Raw genomic sequence first — 23900 nt, forward strand, 5'->3', positions numbered from 1 at the left:
TCATTTCTCCAATCTGATTTCCCTGTCTTTCCAGGTCACCTTTAGATGAAAAGTCTTTTTTATTACGGAAATGAGGAATATCCATATATAAAAAACCAAATACACCGGATAGAAAATACATGTTCTTTTCCGGAAATCCCCAAGATAACCGGATATCCGCCAAAAAATGACAACCCACAACACATATAGAGCCGAAAACACGAAGAATTTGAACGAATCCATTTCAAAAACCGACCTGCACAGCTGGATTGGCACGGAAGCAGATGATGATATCCATATAAATACCATCAAAACCAGCCATAATGGTGTCCGGAGGGCACCGGAAGCCTGATTTTTTATCCAGCCCTGGCAAAGCTCCTTAAACCCGCCGCCATACATCCGGTATGAAATCCCGTTATCCCCCAGCAGCAGCCGGTATGGGATATTCTTTTTCCTCAGCTGTTGAGCAAAAGCCATGTCTTCAATTATATCACTGCGGACAGATTCGTGTCCTCCGACTTTGTAATAATCCTCTTTTCTGATCAGGATGATGGGGCCGTACAGTCCGCTTTTGCGGTTTCTAAACGGCAGCGCCAAGCCGTTTGCCGCTGTCTGAATCATATTGAAGAAAAAAGAAAAGTTCTCATAGCCCATAATGACTTTATGGTATGGCTGCACTGACAGAACCATCGGGTCAGATTTATAAGACTGAAGAAGCCTTGCCAATCCGTTTTCGTCCATACGTACGTCTGCATCCAGGAACAGGAGCAGCTCCCCAACTGCCAAATCGGCACCCGCCTGTGCGGCCCAGGATTTTCCAATCCAATGCTCCGGCTTACCTTTCAGGGACTGGGGTCTGACCCCATAAGACTCGATCCGGCTTGCCGTGGCATCTGTTGAATTATCATCCACGCAAATAATTTCATGAGCTGTAACTTTCTGTGCTCTAAGATCACTCAATAGCAGGGGCAGCGTATCCTCCTCGTTCCTTGCAGGAATAATCACGGAAAGCTTCATTTCCTCTTTTGTCACAGCTTCTTTTTTAATGACCGGAAAACGGTAAAACAGCAGAATGGCCGCGGCCAGTCCTGTGAAAATTATGATCAAGTCAATTTTCATATTTCTCCTGGGGTCTGACCCCCTCCTGCGGCGCCTGCCGCAAGCTTCCCTGTCAGAATTGATATTGGCAATCCGGATGGGCTGAATGTCCACTGTCCAGCCTGAAAAATATCAGGAACGGGTGTATAAACCGCTTTTTTAATATCCCCGAATTGGTTTACAGCCGGCAATATCTCATTGGTAAACGCCCATCCGGTAATAGCCCCCTCTGCATTGCCTGTATTTTTTTCTATGGTAAGCGGTGTCGCACATATCGCCCTTATTAAGGATTCCGAAAACCCCTTGAAAACAGATCTGTTCAATACCTCAATGACATATTCGGCGCAAAGACCCTTGAATTCAGCATACCAGCCCTCTTTCTGAATCACTTTGGCCAGATTGTAATCAAACAAAGTGCTTACGATGACTCCCGTCATGTTCGGTGGTGCAAGGGATTCATCCCTGAGTGAAGGACAGGAAATCTCATATGTCGTCAGTCGCAGATAGTCCTTGATCCACCCAAAAAGAGCATCCTTATCTCCGGCGATTTCCTTCCAGTCCGGAATCTTCATGGATGAAAGACCTGCGGCAGAAGGGGTATAGAAGCAATGTTCCCCACATGTCTCCCTGTAATACGCCCCCTTTAATCCGGATGAAATGAATACTGTCAGTATGGAATTCCCTCCGCGTCCCTTCAGCACCTGTCCCTTCTTCTCCATGACCTTCCGGGACAGGCTCATGTCCGAAAGCTGATTTTCATCCAGTGCGTTATACAGAGCCTTCATGTCAGCGCACCAAACCAATTTCCCATAATAGAAACTCTCACCGCCGGCCGTCAGAACCTGCCTGTCCACCGGACGAATACTTGTAATATCCGCACCTGTCAGAATACGGCCGCCGTGAGCCTCTATGTATTCTTTCAGTTTGTCCACCAGGACTCCCGTACCACCTTTTGGATAACTGTAGTCCAGATACAAGCCGAAATAGCTCAGTGCAAAAAATGTCGGGGTTCCCGTAAAAAAATGCTGGATAATCATATCTGTCAGCGCCTGGTTCTTCGTGAATCGCTTTAAATATAGCTCGACCGGTTCATTCAGTTTCCCGGCCTTGCGGATATTGATTTTATACTTTAAAAGCCAGGGCAGAAGGGTTTTGACCAGATACCCCTTATCATCCATGGAATCAAGGAAAAGCGGGTTGTCTATCCCGTAAATGACATCCATATACTTCATTATTTTTTTAATTTCACGGATAATGGCATCAATCTCCTGTATGTTTCCCGGGAAATTTGCGCAAAGCATATCCCGGTAATCCCTCAGGCTTTCCCTTGATTTCAGACGAACCATAAAATCTCCGATCCCGATGGATACAGGATTGCTAACAACCTCCATGCCAATCCCCAGCTGCTTCAGCATCGGGAATACGATACCCGAGTTCTCAAATGCCCTGATTCCGCCATCAAACATAAAGCCTTCCTGGGAAAAAGAAGCAACCAGGCCCCCGCAGGTTTCTTCCCGTTCGCACAGGAGTACCCGCATTCCGTCTCTGCACAGATAGGCCGCACTTGTCAGTCCGGCAATCCCGGCCCCGACCACGATAACATCATACGAATTTCCCTTCATAAAACCGATCTCCCGTCATCAGCCAGATAATGCAGGACTTCCCCAATGGAAACCGGGGTGCCATATTTCATGTTTCTGATGCACCTTTCTTCGCATTCCTCTAATGATACACCCTTTTCCCGAACAGCGGAAGCGATCCTCTTTGCTCCCGTGAAATTCCCAACGGTCACTCTCCGCATGATACCCCGGATATCTGCCTCATGGATCCCTATACAGGCTGGGTGTTCACAATATTCACAGGCTGAGGCCCTGTGCATGATGGACTTTTCAATTTCTGAATAACCGGAATAAAGGCTTTCCTTTGTGACCGGCTTATCCAGGATATTTACGAAACTTTTCATATCCGGATTATAGGTGAATGGTTTCATTCCTGATTTCCGCAGAAGGGCGTTGGCTGCGCTTAGTCCGGAGGTTGTAACGGTGGGGGTACCGGTTCCCATGACGGTAGATTCTCCGCAGAAGAACAGGTTGTCCCACTCGCTCCTTGTATGCAGCCTTTTAAACATATGTTGCCCCAACATCTGTTTCGGGCCGGCCACTGATCCCCTGTATTTATTCGTATACCGTTCAATGGTACGGGGTGTCGCCACCTCCGCATGATAGACCGCTTTCGAAAATCCTGGAAATCGCTTTTCCATTACGCTCAGAAGCCTGTCCTTTTCTTTCTCCTTTTTGTTCTGATATTCCTCCCGGCTTTCCATTCTCCAGTCTTCCAGCGTAGGGCCGATGGCCACCGCCACATGGCGATCCGGCGGGCACAGGGTCTTATCATCTATGCTGCATATATAGACCGTCACTTCGCTTTCATCCAGTTCATCTGGATTTCCTACCAGCATTTCCACTGGCTGGGTATCCTCCGGTATGACATCCTTGCCTACCTCGGCATAAAGGACAATGCTGGGGTACGTAGGAACAAGGTTCCGCGCCCAGTCTCTCCTCTCCCTTGTAGAATGGGAATCATCGATTAGTTTACCATACAGATTCCACACATCCCCCGAGTAGATCAGATTATCCGCATAAATCGCTTCCCCATCTTTCAGTCTTACACCGGCCGGCCTGTCATTTTGGAACAGAATCTTTACCACTTCTTTCTCCAGCAGCATCTGCCCACCATTTTCTTCTATGACTTTTTCCAGTTTTCCAGGCAGGAAAAGGGTGGAACCGGCGGGATAATAGCTGCCTCCAATGTGGTTATCCACAAACATCACCGCCGCAAGAACCGCAGGCGACTCTTCCACAGTGGAGTAGCAGTAGGTAGAGGTAAGCTTGTTGAAAAACTTGAATATTTCCGGATCGGTGAAATACTTTTCCAGGAGGCTTTTTGCACTTTTATTCAAATAAGTCAGAAACCGTGCATAAGATAGGGGGTGTTTCAGAAACCCTTTCAGGGAAGCTATTTTGTCCGTTTCATCCGGGGTTGTATAATTCGGATTTTCCACCATTACATGATGGTACATTTTCTCCATCTCCTTGTAGAATCGTACTATGTTTTCTTTTTCGAGAGGAAAAACTTCTGCAAGTTCCCGGGAAAACATATCCAGATCCGGCCAGAAATGGATTTTATGGCCCTTGAAATTCACGCAATACAAAAGGTCGTGCTTGATCACGTCAATCGGCTCTTCCAGACAATTAAAAACAAAACGGTGGGCATTAAATCCTTTTTCACCGAACCCGTAAAGCATGGATGCTCCCTGATCAAATATTTTTCCGTCCCTTTTAAATATTCCACATGAACCGCCGGGATTATAGCTTTTATCCACCACGCCTACTTTTATTCCCCGCTTTGACAACAGGGCCCCCGCAGTAAGTCCGCTAAGGCCTCCACCGATTATAACCGTATCATACCGCATAATTGTTTCTCCCCTCACCGATATTATTTATCTGCTGCACACCCACCCTACGCTTTAATTTTATCAGTATTAAGTACGTACTGTCCAGTATATGCCCAATTCTTTGTGCGGAATGTTAGCAAAAAAGCCCCATACAACCTTAAGTCATATGGAGCATTTCCATTATTTTCAAATCACTATATTATTACTGGCCCATGAAGAGGGCAATATCATCATCCACGCTGCCGATACCGGCGATTCCGAACGTCTCCACAAGGACTTTTGCCACATTCGGTGACAGGAACCCAGGCAGTGTAGGTCCGAGATGTATGTTCTTTACTCCCAGGTACAGCAGGGCCAGAAGAACGATAACGGCTTTCTGCTCATACCAGCCTATATTATAGACAATCGGAAGATCATTTACGTCATCCAGGCCAAATACTTCCTTCAGCTTCAGGGCAATAACTACTAAGGAGTAAGAGTCATTACACTGTCCGGCATCCAGAACCCTTGGAATTCCACCGATATCTCCCAGATCCAGCTTGTTGTATCTGTATTTTGCGCAGCCCGCCGTAAGGATTACCGTATCCTTTGGAAGTTTTTGAGCAAACTCCGTGTAATATTCCCTTGATTTCATTCTTCCATCACAGCCGGCCATTACAAAAAATTTCTTGATGGCTCCATTTTTCACTGCGTCAACTACCTTGTCTGCCAGGGCAAGGACCTGATTGTGGGCAAACCCGCCAACGATAGTACCTGTTTCAATTTCTTCAGGAGCTGGGAGTTTTTTTGCCATTTCAATAATTGCAGAGAAATCCTTCTTACCGTTTTCGTCCGGGTAGATATGAAGACATCCCGGGTAACCTGACGATCCGGTAGTGAAAATTCTATTCCGTACTTCTTCGCTTCTTGGGGGAACGATACAGTTTGTGGTAAACAGAATCGGTCCGTGGAAGGATTCAAATTCGCCAACCTGTTTCCACCAGGAATTTCCATAGTTGCCCACAAAATTGTCATATTTCTTAAACGCAGGATAGTAGTGAGCCGGCAGCATTTCACCATGTGTATATACGTCTACGCCTGTTCCCTTGGTCTGCTCCAGCAGCTGCTCCAGGTCCGTCAGGTCATGCCCGGAAATCAGGATCGCAGGGTTCTTGCGTACACCAATATTAACCTGGGTAATTTCCGGATTTCCATATTTGGAAGTATTGGCCTCATCCAACAGAGCCATAACCTTCACGCCATATTCTCCGGTCTTTAATGTCAGGGCAACCAGTGCATCTGCAGTAAGGGTATCGTCCAGTGTGGCTGCAAGGGCTTCATATACAAACGCATAAATACTGTTGTCTTCTTTTCCAAGATTTGTTGCATGCTCCCCATAAGCGGCTATACCTTTCACGCCATAGATGATGAGTTCCCTTAATGAACGGACATCTTCGTTTTCCGTGGCCAGGACGCCTACTTTGACTGCTTTTTCCATCATCGCTTCTTTGGATTCTGCCTGGAAAGTTGCCGCATCATGAAGCCCGCTGAGACCGGATTCCTTTACAAGAGAGTCCCTGAGTCCCATCATTTTTTTAATCTGTTTCTCAATTGCCCAATCATCAAAGTTCGCATTTGTGATAGTCATAAAGAGACTTGAAAATACTTCGTGGTTAAGCTCTGGAAGGGTGGAAGCATCCATTTTCCCTTTAACTACAACATCTGAAATGCCTTTCAGCGTATAGATCAATAAATCCTGCAGATTTGCGACTTCCGGGTTTTTCCCGCAGACTCCTGTCACATCACAGCCTGTTCCTCTCGCGGTTTCCTGACACTGGTAACAAAACATACTCATTTTTCTACCTCCTGGAATATTTATAGTAATTTGACTGGGACCTTATTTTATGGGAGCCGGCGCCTTGACAACAATCAGCTCCAATGTCTCCTCATGGAGATTCCTGACATTCATCTTCCTGTCCACTGGAATCTTCAGCAGGGTTCCTGCTTCATATTCATGGATTTCCTGATCATCCAACCCTATGGAGAGTTTTCCTCTGACAATTGTCATATATACATTTGAATTGGAAAAATGTTCGGGCATACCCTCATCCTTGTTGAAAATCATATGGACATAATGGATGTTTTCATCCATCACCACTTTCTCTACAGATTTTGCGTTTCCGGTTGACAATGTAAAAATTTGCTCAATCATCATCCCTCCTCTATCTCAGGGTAAGTCTATGTATGAAATATTATACCACACCCCGATTCCCTATCGAAACTATAACATTATTTCCCAAAAAAGTATGTTACACAGGCAACATTTTCAATATTTGTTGAACAAACATTAGGAGAGCCGGCAAGTCAGTACTCTTGCCGGCTTATGAAAAGATTATTGCAATAAAGCTTATGCTTTATGCATCCTACAATAAATCACAAATATATTGTTTGCATAAAATCTGGGTATTTTTTTTGCAATATTTCTCTTTACAAGCTTTTTACATAAGTCCAAATACAATTTTTACTTTTGAAATGTATATTGAAGAAGCTAAGATAAACCGAAATGAGCGTCGGGCAAGCGCACAAATGCTTGTCCTTTTTACATAATGATCGGTATGCAGGAAGGTGATAGAATGGTATCCATAAAAAATAAACTTATTATGTCCATGGTAGGTTGTCTTATACTGCTTTCATCCATATCAATACTTATTGGATTTGATAAGGAGCCGCACCTGGTACTTGATGGAACATATAAGTTTCCCGGGGCTTCCAGCTATTATGAGCTTGCAGCGAATGACGCGAAGTCCGGATCCGGAACCACTACCCGATACTTGTCTTTTGAACCCGACGGATTCATATATGGAACTTATAGTACAACGGGTTATGATACGGTTGTAATTTCGGAGATGGACGGAATTATAAACACTGAATATACCATATCCGGAGACCTGCTCATCCCGGAAGAGTATTCTTATGTGGGATTCATTCCGCTGACAGACCGCTTCGATGCCGTATGCACGAAAGATGGCGAAGAATTACGTTTCAGCGCTGATGGACAGCTTTCTATGGGAAATACACAGGGATCGTATGAACGTAGCGGAGACCTTCTCAAATGCAGAATCAACGGGTGTGAAAGATACTTTGTCATATATCAGAACAGAATCAATGAAGACGTGCTGTGCAGAACAAATTGAATAGCCGAAATGATTTTACATGCAGAATGCCATATTTTTACTCTTGGGTTGTAAGATTAATTATGTCAGGACAATGGAATATGTAAAAAGAAAGAAGGAAGAGTATGTATTTATTCGATTATCACATGCACTCGGATCATTCTACAGATGGCCAGGACAGTATCATGAAAATGAGCACTGCCGCCGCAGGAAAGGGGTTAAGGGAAATTGCCATATCAGATCATTTTGAACCTACATTGGGAAATGAAGCATATCCGTCATATGATGCGGAGAAATATTTTAGGGAAATCAAAGAAGCCAATGAGATGTTTGGGCAGAAGATTAAAATCAAAACGGCAGTGGAATTGGGACAACCTCATGTATTTCCTGAGTATTCACTAAGTCTGATTGAGAACCACAATTACGATTATGTCATTGCATCCGCCCACAAAATGTCGGACAATACAGATTTTGGAGACCTGGTATACAGCAGGGAAAATCTGGACGACAACTGCGGAAAGTATCTGACGGAACTGGAGAATCTGGCCGGGTGGAACAAATTTGACTGCATCGGTCACCTGGATCTGGTAAAAAGATATGCTTCCAGATACAACATTGAAGCAAAGCTGATCCATTACAGGGAAAAACTGGAGAATATCCTGAAAACCCTTATTGAAAATGGAAAGGGGATAGAAATAAACACATCCGGGCTCAGGCAGAGCGCAAAGGAGTGCATGCCGGGATATGATATACTCAGGTTTTATAAAGAGCTGGGCGGAGAAATAATAACCCTTGGTTCCGATGCACATAATCACTTCGATGTAGGTGCAGGGATTGCGGATGCGGTAGAGCTCCTTCGGACTGCAGGATTTGAATATATGACAGTCTATGAAAAAAGAAAGCCGGAAATGATCCGGATTGCACAGGAGAAAACATTCTGGTTCCAGGCACAAAGGACAGCCTGAAAGAGAATTGCAAAAATGAGGACTAAGGTTCTTATTTTTTTGTTCACATTTTGTTCATGGTGTCAGGTACCAAACAATCCTTGACTTTTATTTTTGATTTAGATATACTTATAAAAATTCAAACCGCTGATTGAGAAGAGTAAGTTTTTTTTGTGTTTACAGAGAATTGCAGGTGCTGAGATTGCAATATCACGAAATTTTCCGAATGGGCTCATGAGGGCAGCAGGAAAGCAATTGCAAGTAATAGCTGACGGGAGCCCCATCCGTTATCAACAGGGCATATATCCTATGCGGATATATGATAAAGTGGTCTGCAATGCAGGCAATTTGGGTGGTACCGCAGAGCGTTTAGTCTTTGTCCCTTTTGGGGCAGGGACTTTTTTATATTTTTTCAAGAAAGGTGCTAATGAAAATGTCGTTGAAATTAATAATGGGTAATCAGGCCATGGCCATGGGCGCAATCCATGCCGGTGTACAGGTCGTATCCGGATATCCCGGTACTCCTTCATCAGAGGTGCTGGAAACCATTTCTTCCCATGCAGGCGAAAGTCTGTACGTGGAATGGTCTGTGAATGAAAAGGTGGCGCTGGAGGTAGCTGCAGGAGCTTCCTATGCCGGAAAGAGGAGTCTGGTCACCATGAAACAGGTAGGCCTGAATGTTGCCTCCGATCCCCTTATGTGCCTCGCCTACGTAGGCATCAAGGGAGGAATGGTAGTTCTTGTCGCAGATGACCCAGGCCCGATTTCCTCCCAGACAGAACAGGACACGCGTCATTTCGGGATATATTCCAAGCTGCCGGTTTTTGATCCCTCCTCCCCTGAAGAAGCATATGAGATGATGGGTGATGCATTCGCATACTCAGAAAAGTACGGTACTCCCGTCATAATGAGACCGACTACGAGAGTTTGCCATGCGTATGCACCCATAAAAATGAAGAGTGAACTTTACAAAAATACATTGGAAGGCTTCAAAAAGGATCCTAAATGGGTCATCTTCCCGAAACTCTCCTATGAAGCTCATCTGAACATTGAAGCCCGCAATCCGGTTATTGGAGACGATTTTTCTGGATACCGGTTTAATTTCATCGAAGGAAGCGGCCGAAAAGGAGTCGTAAGCGCCGGTGTCAGCTACGCCTACACGAAGGAAGCTCTTTCACTTCTGGGTGCAGAATGCAGACTTCTGAAAATCGGAACTCCTCATCCCTTCCCGGAAAAACTTGCCCTGGAATTTTTACAATCTGTGGATGAAGTGCTTGTGCTGGAAGAGCTGGATCCGGTCATCGAAAAAGAACTTGTTTATCTTTGCGGTATACACCATATCCATCTGGATATAAAAGGAAAACGGACGGGAAATGTGAAACAGGCCGGAGAAAACAGCTGTGAAAGCATCGCGCAGGTACTTTCCCTTTATCTGGATATTCCTTACGAAAAGCCTGAAGTGCTTGCGAATATGCCGGCTCTTCCCGTCAGACCACCCGTACTCTGTGCCGGCTGTCCTCACCGCGCATCCTTTTACGCCGTGAAACAGGCAATGAAAGGCCGAAAGGCTGTCTTCGCCGGGGATATAGGCTGCTATACCCTGGGCAATGCCATGCCGCTGGACATGGTCGACACCTGTCTGTGTATGGGTGCCGGCGTAACCATCACCCAGGGAATCCACCACGCTGAACCCGATACGGTGAACTTTGCCTTCATCGGGGATTCAACTTTCTTCCACTCAGGAATCACAGGGATAATAAACAGCGTATATAATGAAACGGATATGATCCTGGTTGTCCTGGATAACTCCACAACTGCCATGACGGGCCATCAGCCTCATCCGGGGACAGGAAAGACCATGATGGGCAATATCACGGACAAGATCTCCATTCCCGCCATATTGGAGGCAGTCGGCGTGAGTGATATACAGATTGTGGATCCCTTCAATCTGGACGAAGCCGCCAAAGCTGTTGAACGGGCCGCTTCGAAGAAGGGAACAAAATCCATTATATTCAAATCACCTTGTATTGCCATCATCAAGCCTGCCCCGCTGCTTAAGGTGGATGAAGATAAATGCACCGGATGCAGGAAATGTATCCGGGAGCTTGGATGTCCGGCCATCATTAAATCCGGAACGAAGGTACAGATAGATCCATCCCTTTGCTACGGCTGCACCATATGTGCACAGATTTGCCCATTCGATGCCATAGGAGGTGACATAAATGATTAACTGTTTATTAGCTGGCGTAGGCGGGCAGGGAACAGTACTTGCCTCGAAGCTCTTGGCAGGCTGTGCCTTAAATAAAGGTCTTCCAGCACATACGGCCGAAACGATCGGCATGGCACAAAGAGGCGGATGCGTCGTCAGCCATGTAAGAATCGGAGAAAACATGCATTCACCCCTTATCCCCCTGCGCCAGGCTGATCTGATCATCGGCTTTGAACCGGGAGAAGCCGTCCGTTCTCTGGCATATTTAAAGAAAGACGGAACCGTTCTCGTAAGCGCCCACGCTATCAGCCCTACCACCGCATCTCTTTCCAACAGTGTATATGAGGCCGCAGAAATGATCGATTATTTGAAAGAAACCGGCATAAACGTCATCGTTATTGATACGGATTCTATCGTAAAAGAATGCGGTACATCAAAAATACTGAATATGGCCCTGTTGGGAGCTGCTGTCAGTACAGGAATTCTGGGAATCGGGCTTAGTGACCTGGAATCTATAATCGATGAAAAAATACCCGAGAAATTCAGGGAGTTAAATCATAAGGCCGTGAAGCTTGGGGCACAGGCGCTGGCCGGAAAAGGGGCATAAAATGAAGTTAAGACAGGACCAATTCGAGCAGATTAAAGAAAAAATCAGACATTTAAAAACTTTAGAAAATCATCTGTACAGTAAAAAATTCGCAGAAGTGGATTTGGACAAATTCCTGACCCAGGAAGACTTCGAAGCACTTCCATTCACAAATAAGGACGAATTAAGAGAATGCTATCCTTTGGGAATTGCAGCTGTTCCGGAAAAGGACATCGTCCGCATCCATTCTTCGTCCGGGACTACCGGCACCCCCGTCATTATCCCTTATACAAAGACGGACGTCGAAGACTGGGCCATCATGTTTAAGCGTTGCTACGAAATGGCCGGAATCACTGAAAACGACAGAATCCACATAACTCCGGGATATGGCCTTTGGACCGCCGGAATCGGTTTCCAGAATGGTGCAGAGCTTTTAGGCAGCCTGGTTATTCCCATGGGTCCAGGAAACACTGATAAACAGCTCCAGATGATGATGGACATGAAAAGCACAGTGCTCTGCGCCACATCTTCCTACGCTCTTCTTCTGGCTGAGGAAATCGAAAAAAGAGGAATCCGTGATAAAATCCACCTACGGGTAGGAGTAATCGGTTCCGAACGATGGGGCGAAAAGATGCGTAAGAGGATTGCCAATGAACTTGGAGTCCACCTGTATGACATATACGGTCTGACAGAAATATATGGTCCTGGCATCGGCATGAGCTGCGAACACGAATGCGGGATGCATTATTGGGATGATTACGTTTACTTTGAGATTATAGACCCGAAAACCGGGAAAGTATTGCCGAACGGTGAAATCGGAGAACTTGTCATCACCACACTGCGCAAGGAAGGTGCCCCCTTGATTCGGTACCGTACCCATGATCTGACCAGGATCATTCCCGGCGAATGTCCATGTGGCAGTCCATTCCCCAGAATTGACACTTTAATCGGACGTTCCGATGACATGGTCAAGGTGAAAGGCGTGAATATTTATCCTGGACAGATTGAAGACGTGCTCCGATATATCGACGGCGTGAGCAGCGAATACCAGGTCATGATTGATCACCTGAATGGAAAAGACATCATTTCCTTATATTTTGAAACCAATGCAGATGCCTCCAAGGATTCTCTGGAAGCAGAAGTCCGGGATGCCTTTAAATCCAAGGTAGGGATTACCGTTATTCCCATTGCCGTGGAGATGGGCGAGCTCCCCCGGAGCGAAAAGAAATCCACACGGGTTTTTGACAACAGATATTAGCTTCCTCCAAGCATACACAGAACCGGCCGGGCATTACGCCCGGCCGGTTCTAACATTAAAACCTTCTCTTTCCACACCCACCAGGTTTCTGATGTATATGATATTCATTTGGGGGTTTGAGAGCAATTCTTCCTTTTTTGCCTGTTCAGTGTGAAAATGATATAGAAGCATTACACTATTTCAAACGTTTGATTGCAGCAAATACGAGAGGTCCCAGAAATATGCAGATTAATAAGACATACATACCGAAATTTGTGAACAATACATCCAGGTTGCTGTTGCCTATTCCCATCAGCAGATACAGAACAAGGGCTATTACGATCCAGACACAGCTTCTTCTGACCGCTGATGCCCTGGTATCCGTTTTGAGCAGCCAGGCAAACAAAAAGGTCACTATACCTGCCGGCAGGGCCGTCAAAAGAAATTCTCGATTAAGATGCGGTCGCAGCTGTTCATGGCTCATATTCTCCACACCCGCTTCTCCGAACGGCAGGGTAACGAGAAATTCCAGAATCATGATAATAATGAATATTAAAATACCGAACAATATCTCTTTTATTATAGTTTTCATTCACATACCCCCCTCTGTTTCTATTATAACAAAAAAGACCATCTGCAGGCAAATATTTATCTGTGATGGTCTTTATTCTTTTAATTAATTTAGCAGATCAATAAGCGGTCCATCCGCCATCAGCGACAAGCGTAGTGGCGTTTACGAAGGAAGCTTCATCGCTTGCCAGAAACAATGCCGCCTTGGCAATTTCTTCCGCTTCACCCACTCTTGGATTCAAATTCATTCCGGCAAATGCCCTCTCCATACCGAATTGATTTGGCGCATAAATGCTTTTCCCGATATTCGTTGCTACAGCCCCCGGAGCGATTGCATTGCATCGGATTCCCAAATTCGCATACTGGAAGCCCACATTCCTTGTAACACCAACAAGGGCATGTTTGGACGCCGTATATATAACTCCCGCCCTGGAGCCATGCAGTCCGCCAGCAGAAGCAATATTTACAATAACGCCATGCTTTTTCTCTTTAAAAATGGGGATAGCTTTTCTCATGGCTCTGACCGGTCCCATGGCGTTAACTTCCATGATGGCCTGCCAGCGTTCATCCGTTACCGCTTCGACCGGTTCGAAATTGTCCATGATTCCGGCATTATTTACAAGGATATCCAATGTTCCATACACCGATACTGCCGCATCAATCATATTCTGGACATCTTCTTCACTTGTAACATTCGCTGCTACCGCCAAAGCCATACCTCCGGCTGCTACAATTTCATCCACTACAGCCTGTGCTGCTTCCAGCTTCATGTCAGCCACCACAACTTTGGCGCCCTCCTTTGCAAATAATATTGCAATTGCCTTTCCCATGCCGCTGGCTGCGCCCGTGACAACAGCTACCTGATTCTCAATTCTTCCCATTTTATCCATCCTCCTGTACGTAACTTAATCTACATAGATATCATGTTCAAATTTCAATACAGTTGCAATTGATTAATACCTTTGTCAATTCAGCAAATCCGAAAAAAGGGTTTCGACGGCTGCATCATAATCATGCAGGCGCTCCGATTTCCTGATCCTCTTGATGTATTTTTCACTGTCAGGGAACAGCTCAATCATATAGGCCCATAGTTCCTTCATCTTAAACAGGATATTCCTGTCTCCGAAAAGGATCCCTTTGTAGTCTTCATAGATTCTGTCATGAAAAGTTTTGATAACCTCTCTGCCTGGAACCTCTTTTTTCTGGATTTCCCAGGCAAGCCCGGGGTTTGCCACAAGTCCTCTTCCCAGCATGATTCTATCCACTTCAGGAAAGTCTATCTTAAACTCCTCGAAATCCTCTCTGGTGAAAATATCCCCATTATAACATACCGGATTACGGCTTATTGCCAGCGCCTCCCCAAAGACCTCCCGGTTTGGACGGTTTTTATAAAAATCTTTCTGAACCCGGGGATGAATAATCAGCTCTTTCATCGCGTATTTATTGTATATTTTCATCAGTTCCCGAAACTCCTCCGGATTGTCCTTGCCTATCCTGGTTTTTATGGAGATGTCCATGACATTTTCCGAGAAAATTCTGTCCAAAAACCGGTCCAGTTCATCCCGCAGGGCAAGAAATCCGGATCCTTTATTCTTGGACACCACTGTTCCGGAAGGACAACCCAGATTTAAGTTTACTTCCTTATATCCAAGGATTTTTATTTTCTCTGCGGCATAAATGAAATCCTCCGCATTATTGGTAAGAATCTGGGGAACCAGTTCGTATCCTCTGTTGTTCTCCGGAAGAATATCATTTAAGTCCCTGTTTTTAAATCCCTTACTCCTGCTCGGAACTATAAAAGGAGAAAAATATTTATCTGTGTTATTGTAACAGGCAAAATGTGCATTTCTGTATAAATATCCTGTTACGCCTTCCATGGGTGCAAAATACAACTTCATAAATAATGACTCCTTTTTAGTTCGCTTATATTACCGGTTCAAATACTTGTCGACTTTCCGTTTTTCCAGGAATGCCTTCATTCCTTCCTTTTGATCTTCGGTTTCAAAGCAGTTGCCAAATAATTTTTCTTCTATTACCAGGGCGCTGTCCATATCCGTCTGAAGTCCTTCATTTATAGCTTGTTTGGATGCCCTTACTGCAATCGGTGCGTTTCTCGCGATCTTTCCAGCCATTTTCTCTGCCGCTTCCATCAGCTCTCCCAAAGGATAAACCGCATTCACGAGGCCAACCCGGAGAGCTTCATCTGCCTTGATGTTAGAGCATGTATATATCAGCTCTTTCGCTTTCCCTACTCCTACTATCCTGGCAAGTCTCTGGGTTCCTCCAAATCCGGGCGTGATTCCCAGACCGGTCTCGGGCTGACCAAATACCGCATTGTCAGAGCACAGTCTTATATCACAGCTCATAGCTAATTCACAGCCGCCGCCCAGGGCAAAACCATTTATGGCAGCAATTACCGGGATTGGAAATAATTCAATTTTACGGAATACATCATTCCCCACTTTCCCGAACTCTTCACCCATGCTTTTCGTCAACGCAGACATCTCCCCGATGTCCGCCCCTGCAACAAAGGATTTCTCACCGGCACCTGTAATGATGACGGCTCTCACAGTCTCCATATCCACGGCATCAAACGTCTGTCCAAGTTCCTTCAACACCACGGAATTAAGCGCATTCAGCGCCTTTGGCCGGTTCAGTGTGATTATTCCAACATTTCCCTTTTGTTCATACAAAATAAATTCCATAAAAAGTACCTCCTCATATTTAGATCATTTCATCAATAGTATTCTATTTTAGAATGACTGTTGATTCTGTTTTTGGGCCTAAAATGAAAATTTTTTCCGTGCATCTGCCTAAAGCCGAGCCCATACGACAAGCCCCTTAATCGGGGGAATCGTTATATTTATTCTACTCCTTTTAGAATTTTATTCAAGAATAATTTCAATCCATCCAACTTATCCACCAGACGAATTAATAAACAACTCTTTGGATTAATCCACTAAGTATATGAATGCTCACTCCCTCTGGATAAATAATCTGAATACTATGTGATACAATGTGTTTAATAAAGGTCGATGGCCTGAAAAGTGCTTGAAAGGAGCAATAAAAATGAAAAAAACTAAACTCTTCACATTACTCGTCTGCCTCATATCCATTCTTTCCGTTAGTCTGATTGGATGCGGCACCGGCGGAACAAACACTGGGAACACATCCGACACCACAGACAACAGCGAAAGAACCAGTATCAAAATAGGTGTACCCGTTCCTCTCACCGGCGGCCTGGCAAACTTTGGCACCGGAAGCCCATTCATAGAGGAATTGGCTGCAAAGGCAATCAACGACCAGGGCGGTATCTACATTAAAGAACTCGACAAAAAACTCCCCGTAGAACTTATCTTCATGGATACAGAGAGCAGCCAGACAAAAGCCAGCGAAGCTGCCACTAAACTTGTTACGGAAAACAAAGTCGACATGCTCGTTGTAAGACATACTCCTGACACAGTAAATCCTGTTTCCGCAGTTGCTGAACGTTACGGAGTTCCATGCCTCTCAATGGATGCAGCCTCAGACGCGTGGCTTGCCAGCGGAAAACACGTATGGAGCTACCATGCATTCTGGAAAGTCGATTCTATCTACAAAACATTTGAAAGCATCTGGGAAAAAGCCGGCCTCAAGGGCGCTAAAGTAGGCGTTGTCTTCCCTAACGATCCAGATGGAACCACCTTTTCCCCAATATTTGCAAAAGGGTTCAAGAAAGACGGATTTGGAATGGTAGATCCAGGATTTGTCACAAGCGGAACCAATGACTACACCTCCATAATCAAAGACTTCAAGGATAAAGGCGTTGAAATCGTTACAGGCGTCAACATCACTCCTGACTTTGCAACTTTCTGGAGCCAGTGCCAGCAGCTGAACTTTAAACCTAAAATGGTTACTATGGGTAAAGCACTGCTCTTCAAATCAGATACAATGGCACTTGGAGTTGACAACGCCAACGGTGTAACAACAGAAATCTGGTGGACACCTGATCATCCTTATGTATCCTCCCTCACCGGTCAGACAGGAAGAGAAATCACAGATTTATGGACTGCTGCAACCGGAACCGAATGGACACAGCCAATGGGTTATAAATATGCTTCTATTGAAGTTGCCATCGATATCCTCAAAAGAGCCGCATCACTTGACAAAGAAACGATCCGCCAGGCAATGGACGCAACAGACATGACCAGCCTCGTTGGACCAATTAAATTCGACGATGATAATCACTGCGCAACACCGGTAGTAGGTGGACAATGGCAGAAAAACGCAAACGGCGAATTAGAACTTAAAATAGTCACCAACGACGGATATCCTGAAATTGCACTTACAGGAACTTTGCAAACCAGCAACTAACTAAATGAATATAAAGGAGCTTTTGCGAAATGGGTGAGTAAATTCATCCATGGAGCAAAAGCTCTTTTTTATTTCAAAAATAGATCATCGCTCCCTAACTATAAATCCGTTGTTTCGCGACTATCCCTTATTGATTTCTATTGCACGAATGGATTGAAAAATAATAATGTATTTAAAATAAATAATGGTATTAGAAATGTCATGGACCAACCAATATATCCAAAGAAACCTGGCATTTTCACTTCATTTTCTTCCGCTATCGAGCGTACCATGAAATTGGGGGCATTGCCAATATAGGTATTTGCTCCCATAAAAACTGCACCGCAGGATACTGCCAGCAACATGTCTGGTGCAATCGTCCCCATCGTTGTTGCTATTCCGCTTGTAGCCCCCAGGCTGGCGGACGTCGTCATAAACACCAGATAAGTCGGTGCGTTATCCAGAAAGCTGGATAATATTCCTGAAGCCCAAAAAAAGTGAGCAGGCCTGGTTAACCCCAATTCAGACCCGCGCGCTCCAAGGATAGCAAGTGCAGGAATCATCGTAATAAAGATACCGGCAAACAATATTGCTACTTCCTTAATTGGAGCCCAGGTAAAATTATTATTCATCCGGATCCCTCTCGATGTGGTCTTCATGGACAGGAATGCCGCAATCAGAATAATGGTGTCTCTTATGAAGTTGATATAGGGAATGACGATACCATGACCATGAATTGTCATAATTGTGATTCCTTTATTCAAACCGGTGGACTGATCAGCAAATGCCGGGTTTTTACTCAGGATACCGCTCAAAATAACTGAGCCAATAATCATTGCCAGGAAGATGACGTTATGAAGACCGTCAATCTTTAATGGCTCCTTCTTCTCCGCCGCAGCTTTTGCCATGCTCTCCGGATATGCGGCCATATCTTTCTTATATGCCCGCCTGTCTAATATGTAAAAAGCAATCAGAAGTATAATTGAATTTAAGGCCATAGGGAGAATAAGTTTCATTGTCCAGAAAAATGGCACTCCTCTCAAAAACCCTAAAAACAATGGAGGGTCTCCAATCGGAGTCAGTGATCCTCCAATGTTGCAGATAAGAAAGATAAAAAATACAAATATATGCGTCTTGGATTTTCTCCACTTGTTTGCCCTAAGCAATGGCCGTATCATGAGCATCCCTGCTCCGGTGGTCCCGACCCAGCTGGCCAGAACTGTCCCTATCACCAATATGGTGATATTAACGTTAGGGGTCCCATTTAAAGTGCCACGCAACGAAATTCCTCCGGTGACTACAAACAACCCAAAGAGAAGAACTATAAAGGGTATATAATCCAGAATGATACTATGTACTAATCCCGACATCATTTCTTTAACACCAAATACAATAAGGAATGGAATCAAAAATACTAACGCCCATAAGGCACTGATTTTCGCCTGGTTATGCTCCCACCAATGACCATTAACCAGAGGCAGAATAGCAATAGAAAGCAGCATGCACACGAAAGGAAGAATGCTCCAGATTGGGAGCCTGGTACCCAGTTCTTCATCAGAAGAACCGGTTGACGCAAATACGACGCTGTTGATGGCAAAAATTGAAATAAAAGTTAAAATTGTTGTAATGGATATTTTTTTTAATCTCACGAATATGGGTTCCTTCCAGTTTTTACTAATTAAAAGTGGCATGCAACATTAGTCCCCATCTCTAATGTTACAAAGTTATATTGTTCTCTCCCCTTTTCAACTCACATTAATTTATTTTTTATTAATATGTTTCTCATATTCTTCAACACTGTGTGCTCTCAATTTCTCAAGAGAATTCGCATCTTTGACGATCAGTACCGGACACAGAGCAGTTTTCAATACCCTCTCTGAGACTGAGCCTAACATTGTACCGGCAAACAGCCCGATACCTTTGCTTCCCATGACGATCAGATCTACATCTTCATCACTGGATTCAGCGAGAATCTCAAGTTCTGGAGATCCCAGGCGGACTTTTTTGGTAAGTTCAATATCTGTGAAATCGATTCCTTCCATTGTTTCATCAATAATTTTTTGGCCAATCTCCCTCAGCTTATCATCATCAATCATTCCGAAGGGAGCATACCCCCAGTGTGCTTCGCTCGTTAAAGTCACATTAAGCAAAATAATCTCACAATGACTTGCACGGGCAATATCTGCTGCTTTTGTCAAAGCTGCTTTTGAGCTTTGCGAACCATCAGTGCCAACAAGAATCTTTTTGAACATTTAATCATCGCCTTTCTTTTCGATTTTTTATTTTCAGATCAGTCAACTGACCATAATCTGTGCCATGCCTTGAATCTCATTCGTGAATATTTTTACATAAAAATAGCCCATCAAAAGGTTGAAACAACAAATAACCTTTGACAGACTCCACCAAAAAAACATATATTTACTTTTCTAAATTGTAACATGTATATAAACGAGTTACAATACAATTCGTTTTATTTGTGTGTATTTTTTTGAGTACATTTTTTCATTCGAGAGCCAGACACTCCTCCAATTTTTTTTGAAGCATCTCCCATGATTTGTTCTTATGCTCATCGGTTCCTGACACACGGACAATATATGCCTGTTTCAGATACACTTCTTCTTCTTCAAAACTAAAAGGAAGAGCTGACACAATGTCTCTCAATTTGTTTTTCTTTATCTCATCACCATCATCCACAACCGCTATATATCCCCTGAAATCGTAGTCCTTCCACTCCTCATGCTCGGATTTCAGACCTGAGCAGCTTGAATTTGTACAATATCCACATTGGTTCAGTAATATAATGATTGGAGCAATGGTTTTATCAATCTGCCCGACCCCTTCTATTTCCACGTGCTTACCCATCTGTTCGTTCAGACCGGTTGCCAGTTTCAGAGATTTATATTCCTCGTCGGACAGGTAAGGTCTCTGCCCTTCCACGTATGCCTTGACCTCTTCCATGGTTTTAAAATAATCGCTTGGTTTCATATTTATATCCTTCCAACTTTTTTGGAGCTTCCTTCATCAATCGCTGACAGAAGAACTCTATATAATAATACTTGCACAGCAAATACCCGTCAAGTCCGTCTGTATATAAAAAAGGCGCAGGTTGCAGAGGCAAGGGCGCTGGCGCCGGCCAGAACCATCAGTAAATGATAATTCATACCGGCTATAGGTGTTATAATGTATGTGGGTATAAGCACGCATCCCAGCAGCTGCAAAGTCGCTGCAAAACCGCCTGCCGTCCCGGCATAGTCTTGCCCGATTTCTGGTATTGATATGGGTAGAGAAATCAAAATCGGGAGCATGGAGCTGAACAAAAAACCAGTGATAAACAGGCCAGCAATCATTATGATTCCTGACGGAAGGAGCCAGGCACCTGCCGCCCCCAGGGCTCCGGCTGCACCGCAAATCACCAGAAACATCCTTGTATTCCCCATTTTCCTGCAGATGACAGGTCCCAGCACCGACCCGGCGAGCGCACCGATCATAAGTGTGGAGGCGACAACTCCTGCAGCTTTGGGAGTTATTCCCCGGCTCACTTGTAAGGCCAACGGAAGAAATGCGCTGACGGAAATATTGGCTCCCATCAGAAACATCAGACATGTGCCGATAAACCATATCTGTCTGTTCTTTACCACAACTTTCAAACCTTTTATAATAGACACACGGGACATTTCTTTTCCGTTATCTGGTTCCTTTTCCTTATCTCGGCCAAAGACAAGCCAGACTGCTGCAATTATACCTGTAAGGACGGCCGCAAAGGAAAATGCTGTCTTTACACTTGGAAAAAAAGCGCTTGTGCTCATTCCCACGGCCATTCCCACAGAGGATCCCGCCATGGCCAACCCCGCCATAGAACCTAATTTTTCGTTTGAATACCAGGCACCTAAATATTTTGCGATGTTGGAATTCATAAATGTACTTACGATTCCTGCAAAAGCCATACTTAACATGAGGGTTGTATAATCATTGGAAAATATCCGCAGGACAATTGCCACGGTTGATATGATTACCCCAATGCTGATACTTTTCTTTATTCCGATTTTGTCGCTAAGAAGACCTGCAAACAAACTCAGAAATATTCCCGATATCATGGCCGCAGTAAATATTCCCGAAAACTGAACTGCCGTCAGTTTAAACTCAGGAATAATCAGATAGGACAGAGGAGAGAGCTGATATTGCGGATATATGGCTATGAAATAAATAATAAAAGCCAGGAAAACCACAATGCCCTTGTTGTTGTTTTTCTTTCTCATATATTCTCCCTAGTTTCTTAAGCGTCCAGGGCCGCATGAAACCCCTGATAAATGGCATTCGTGATATTGGATGCCCTGACGCAGTCGCCAACCTGGTAAACAATCGGTGCACAATCCAGTAAAGGTTCTACGATGTTCCTCTTCGGTCTCTGCCCCAAAGCGCAGACCACCGTGGTACCTGGCACCAGAGTTTTTTCCCCTGATGCATTTTCGCAAAGGACACCCCCCGGCTGTATTTCCAGACCCTTGTGCCCAATATGTACATGTACGTTTTGCTTCCTGATTTCTTCCAGGAGGAGGGGCCGGTGTCTTTTATTTGCGTCCGGAGCCAATTCCTCCAGCATTTCAATCAGATGCACGGTTTTTCCTTCCAACGCAAAATGCACCGCCATTTCGCAGCCTGCAAGACCTCCGCCCAGTACTGCCACATGGTCGCTGACTTTTTCCCTTTCCAGATGGTAGTCATTTACAATTATGACGTTATCCCCATCAATTCCGGGTATCGGGGGTATAAGGGGCTCGGAACCCACTGCCGCAATTATGACATCCGCTCCGATTTCATCCGCATATTCGCCGGTGACAGACGTGTTCAGGCGGATGTCCACACCGGCATCCCTGGCCAGCTTCTCCAGTGTAACTCCCAAATCATACATTTCATATTTAAAAGGAATCCCTTGTTCTCCCCTTAAGATTCCACCTAAGGTCCCTTCCTTTTCGCACAGAATGACTTCATGCCCCCGTTTGGCGGCCGTAATGGCTGCAAACAGTCCAGCCGGACCTCCACCAGCTATTAGAACCCGATGTTTTTCGGGTGCCGGCAGTATTTCCATCCCATCAGTCTCCCGCCCTATCAATGGGTTAATGGTACATCGTCTGGTTGTGGTGTCCGCCCTCTCTGACATGCATGTAAAACACCTCAGGCATTTCAGGATATCCTTGTCACGGTTTGTCATGACTTTTTTGGGCAATTCATGATCCGCCAGAAGACCACGGGCCATCGCTACAACATCAGCCTTGCCTGAGGCTATGATTTCTTCCATCATCTCCGGATCGTTCAGCCCGCCCACCGTCGCCACCGGTACATTTACATGTTTCTTGATTTTTTCGGCCATATAGACATTGCAGCCGTGAGGCATGAACATGGAAGGATGGGTTATTCCAAACCCGCTCTGATATGTTCCTGCGGACACATGAAGCAGATCAATATACGGTTCCAGCTGCTGCGCAATCCGCACACCTTCCTCCAGGTCATACCCGCCTTCCAGCAGTTCAGACCCACTCATCCTGAATTCTATTGGAAATCCGTTTCCCACTGCCCTGCGTACACTTTGCAGAACTTCCGCAGCCATGCGAACTCTGTTTTCAAGACACCCACCATACTTATCCTGCCTCTTATTGAAATAGGGAGAGAGAAACTGGTTAATAAGCCATCCGTGGCCTCCGTGCACCATCACCATTTCGAATCCGGCTCTTTTCGCCAGAGATGCTGTTCTTCCGTACGCTTCAATAATATCTTCGATCTGCCCGATTGAAAGGGCCTTTACAGCTTTACCGTCCGGACGAACTCCATCGCTGGGTCCCCACTGATCCATCCTGCCCTGCCGGTTTTTATCCGCCAGATATGTTCCTGCATATTGCCCGGAATGTGACAATTCTACGCTGGGTATGGCGCCGTGCCGGCGTATGGCATCCGCCGTATACGTGAAGCCAGCAAGAGAACCTGCCGTTTCCAGGTCCAGATGGAACATGTGGGAACCATCCGTTTCAGGGTGAACAACCACTTCACTGACCGTAACGGCGGCTGCCCCTCCTTTTGCCCTCAATTCATAAAAAGCAGTGGATCTGGGTCCGATGGTGCAATCGGCAGTAATATCCGTACCACCCATAGGGGCGGAGAACATACGGTTTTTAAATGTGACATCACCCAATTTTATCGATTTGCACAAATTTGGATACATTCTTTTCATTTTTTTATCTCTTTTCACATTTTTATATTAGGTTTCCTGAATTTTTTCGGTACCTGGCACATATTAGAACAAAAAATATGCCCTCCTATTATATACCTTGTAAACGCAGGTGTACA

General features: G+C 44.9%; 20 protein-coding genes and 1 other annotated feature. Of the genes, 6 read left to right on the forward strand and 14 right to left on the reverse strand.

Annotation, left to right across the window (positions count from 1 at the left end; translation table 11 throughout):
* From BUA79_RS06685 to BUA79_RS06705, 5 genes are all read right to left on the reverse strand, one after another.
* Complete coding sequence (locus BUA79_RS06685) at positions 1 to 1098, reverse strand: glycosyltransferase family 2 protein (RefSeq protein ID WP_073993597.1); 1098 nt, start codon at positions 1096 to 1098, stop codon at positions 1 to 3.
* Entirely contained in the window at positions 1095 to 2699 is a 1605-nt protein-coding gene (locus BUA79_RS06690) for a phytoene desaturase family protein (protein ID WP_073993598.1), read from the reverse strand. The genes BUA79_RS06685 and BUA79_RS06690 overlap by 4 nt, the downstream gene beginning before the upstream one ends.
* Positions 2696 to 4549, reverse strand: coding sequence for an FAD-dependent oxidoreductase (locus tag BUA79_RS06695; RefSeq protein ID WP_073993599.1), 1854 nt, complete (start codon positions 4547 to 4549; stop codon positions 2696 to 2698). The genes BUA79_RS06690 and BUA79_RS06695 overlap by 4 nt, the downstream gene beginning before the upstream one ends.
* Positions 4550 to 4733: 184 nt before the next feature.
* Positions 4734 to 6365 (reverse strand): hydroxylamine reductase, encoded by a 1632-nt coding sequence (hcp, locus tag BUA79_RS06700; RefSeq protein ID WP_073993600.1) that lies wholly within the window; start codon positions 6363 to 6365, stop codon positions 4734 to 4736.
* Between the two features lie 42 nt (positions 6366 to 6407).
* Complete coding sequence (locus BUA79_RS06705; protein ID WP_073993601.1) at positions 6408 to 6722, reverse strand: cupin domain-containing protein; 315 nt, start codon at positions 6720 to 6722, stop codon at positions 6408 to 6410.
* A 421-nt stretch (positions 6723 to 7143) separates the two neighbouring features.
* Between BUA79_RS06705 and BUA79_RS06715 the strand changes: the two genes are divergently transcribed.
* The 5 genes from BUA79_RS06715 to BUA79_RS06740 all read left to right on the forward strand — a co-directional run bounded on the left by BUA79_RS06715 (position 7144) and on the right by BUA79_RS06740 (position 12680).
* Positions 7144 to 7704, forward strand: coding sequence for a hypothetical protein (locus tag BUA79_RS06715; protein WP_073993603.1), 561 nt, complete (start codon positions 7144 to 7146; stop codon positions 7702 to 7704).
* Between the two features lie 104 nt (positions 7705 to 7808).
* Positions 7809 to 8648 carry a histidinol-phosphatase HisJ family protein gene (locus BUA79_RS06720; RefSeq protein WP_073993604.1) on the forward strand — a complete coding sequence of 280 codons (840 nt, stop codon included), beginning with the start codon at positions 7809 to 7811 and terminating at the stop codon, positions 8646 to 8648.
* Positions 8649 to 8765: 117 nt separating this feature from the next.
* Positions 8766 to 9014 (forward strand) — a binding site (T-box leader).
* Positions 9015 to 9060: 46 nt separating this feature from the next.
* Complete coding sequence (iorA, locus tag BUA79_RS06730) at positions 9061 to 10857, forward strand: indolepyruvate ferredoxin oxidoreductase subunit alpha (protein ID WP_073993606.1); 1797 nt, start codon at positions 9061 to 9063, stop codon at positions 10855 to 10857.
* The gene (locus tag BUA79_RS06735) at positions 10850 to 11443 is read left to right on the forward strand and encodes an indolepyruvate oxidoreductase subunit beta (RefSeq protein WP_073993607.1); all 594 of its coding nucleotides are present in this window, start codon (positions 10850 to 10852) and stop codon (positions 11441 to 11443) included. The genes iorA and BUA79_RS06735 overlap by 8 nt, the downstream gene beginning before the upstream one ends.
* 1 nt (position 11444) lies before the next feature.
* Positions 11445 to 12680, forward strand: coding sequence for a phenylacetate--CoA ligase family protein (locus tag BUA79_RS06740; protein WP_073993608.1), 1236 nt, complete (start codon positions 11445 to 11447; stop codon positions 12678 to 12680).
* Positions 12681 to 12855: 175 nt separating this feature from the next.
* Here BUA79_RS06740 and BUA79_RS06745 read toward each other — a convergent pair whose 3' ends face one another.
* The 4 genes from BUA79_RS06745 to BUA79_RS06760 all read right to left on the reverse strand — a co-directional run bounded on the left by BUA79_RS06745 (position 12856) and on the right by BUA79_RS06760 (position 15934).
* Positions 12856 to 13251 carry a hypothetical protein gene (locus BUA79_RS06745; protein WP_073993609.1) on the reverse strand — a complete coding sequence of 132 codons (396 nt, stop codon included), beginning with the start codon at positions 13249 to 13251 and terminating at the stop codon, positions 12856 to 12858.
* A gap of 97 nt (positions 13252 to 13348) precedes the next feature.
* Entirely contained in the window at positions 13349 to 14110 is a 762-nt protein-coding gene (locus BUA79_RS06750; RefSeq protein WP_073993610.1) for an SDR family oxidoreductase, read from the reverse strand.
* Positions 14111 to 14194: 84 nt separating this feature from the next.
* On the reverse strand, positions 14195 to 15127 hold the full coding sequence (locus tag BUA79_RS06755) for a tRNA dihydrouridine synthase (RefSeq protein ID WP_073993611.1): 933 nt from the start codon (positions 15125 to 15127) through the stop codon (positions 14195 to 14197).
* Between the two features lie 30 nt (positions 15128 to 15157).
* Complete coding sequence (locus tag BUA79_RS06760) at positions 15158 to 15934, reverse strand: enoyl-CoA hydratase-related protein (RefSeq protein ID WP_073993612.1); 777 nt, start codon at positions 15932 to 15934, stop codon at positions 15158 to 15160.
* A gap of 364 nt (positions 15935 to 16298) precedes the next feature.
* Here BUA79_RS06760 and BUA79_RS06765 point away from each other — a divergent pair, with 364 nt between their 5' ends.
* Complete coding sequence (locus tag BUA79_RS06765) at positions 16299 to 17582, forward strand: ABC transporter substrate-binding protein (protein WP_073993613.1); 1284 nt, start codon at positions 16299 to 16301, stop codon at positions 17580 to 17582.
* A gap of 137 nt (positions 17583 to 17719) precedes the next feature.
* Here the strand turns inward: BUA79_RS06765 and BUA79_RS06770 are convergent, their stop codons facing one another.
* From BUA79_RS06770 to BUA79_RS06790, 5 genes are all read right to left on the reverse strand, one after another.
* On the reverse strand, positions 17720 to 19210 hold the full coding sequence (locus BUA79_RS06770) for a sodium:proton antiporter (protein ID WP_242941656.1): 1491 nt from the start codon (positions 19208 to 19210) through the stop codon (positions 17720 to 17722).
* Between the two features lie 111 nt (positions 19211 to 19321).
* Positions 19322 to 19813 carry a universal stress protein gene (locus tag BUA79_RS06775; protein ID WP_073993614.1) on the reverse strand — a complete coding sequence of 164 codons (492 nt, stop codon included), beginning with the start codon at positions 19811 to 19813 and terminating at the stop codon, positions 19322 to 19324.
* Positions 19814 to 20063: 250 nt separating this feature from the next.
* Complete coding sequence (locus tag BUA79_RS06780) at positions 20064 to 20546, reverse strand: hypothetical protein (protein ID WP_073993615.1); 483 nt, start codon at positions 20544 to 20546, stop codon at positions 20064 to 20066.
* 89 nt (positions 20547 to 20635) lie between these two features.
* Entirely contained in the window at positions 20636 to 21817 is a 1182-nt protein-coding gene (locus BUA79_RS06785; protein ID WP_073993616.1) for an MFS transporter, read from the reverse strand.
* 17 nt (positions 21818 to 21834) lie between these two features.
* A complete protein-coding gene (locus tag BUA79_RS06790; protein ID WP_073993617.1) occupies positions 21835 to 23784 on the reverse strand; it encodes an oxidoreductase in 1950 nt (649 codons plus the stop codon).
* Positions 23785 to 23900 lie beyond the last annotated feature (116 nt).

The sequence above is a fragment of the Parasporobacterium paucivorans DSM 15970 genome (assembly GCF_900141895.1).
Lineage (GTDB): Bacteria > Bacillota > Clostridia > Lachnospirales > Lachnospiraceae > Parasporobacterium > Parasporobacterium paucivorans.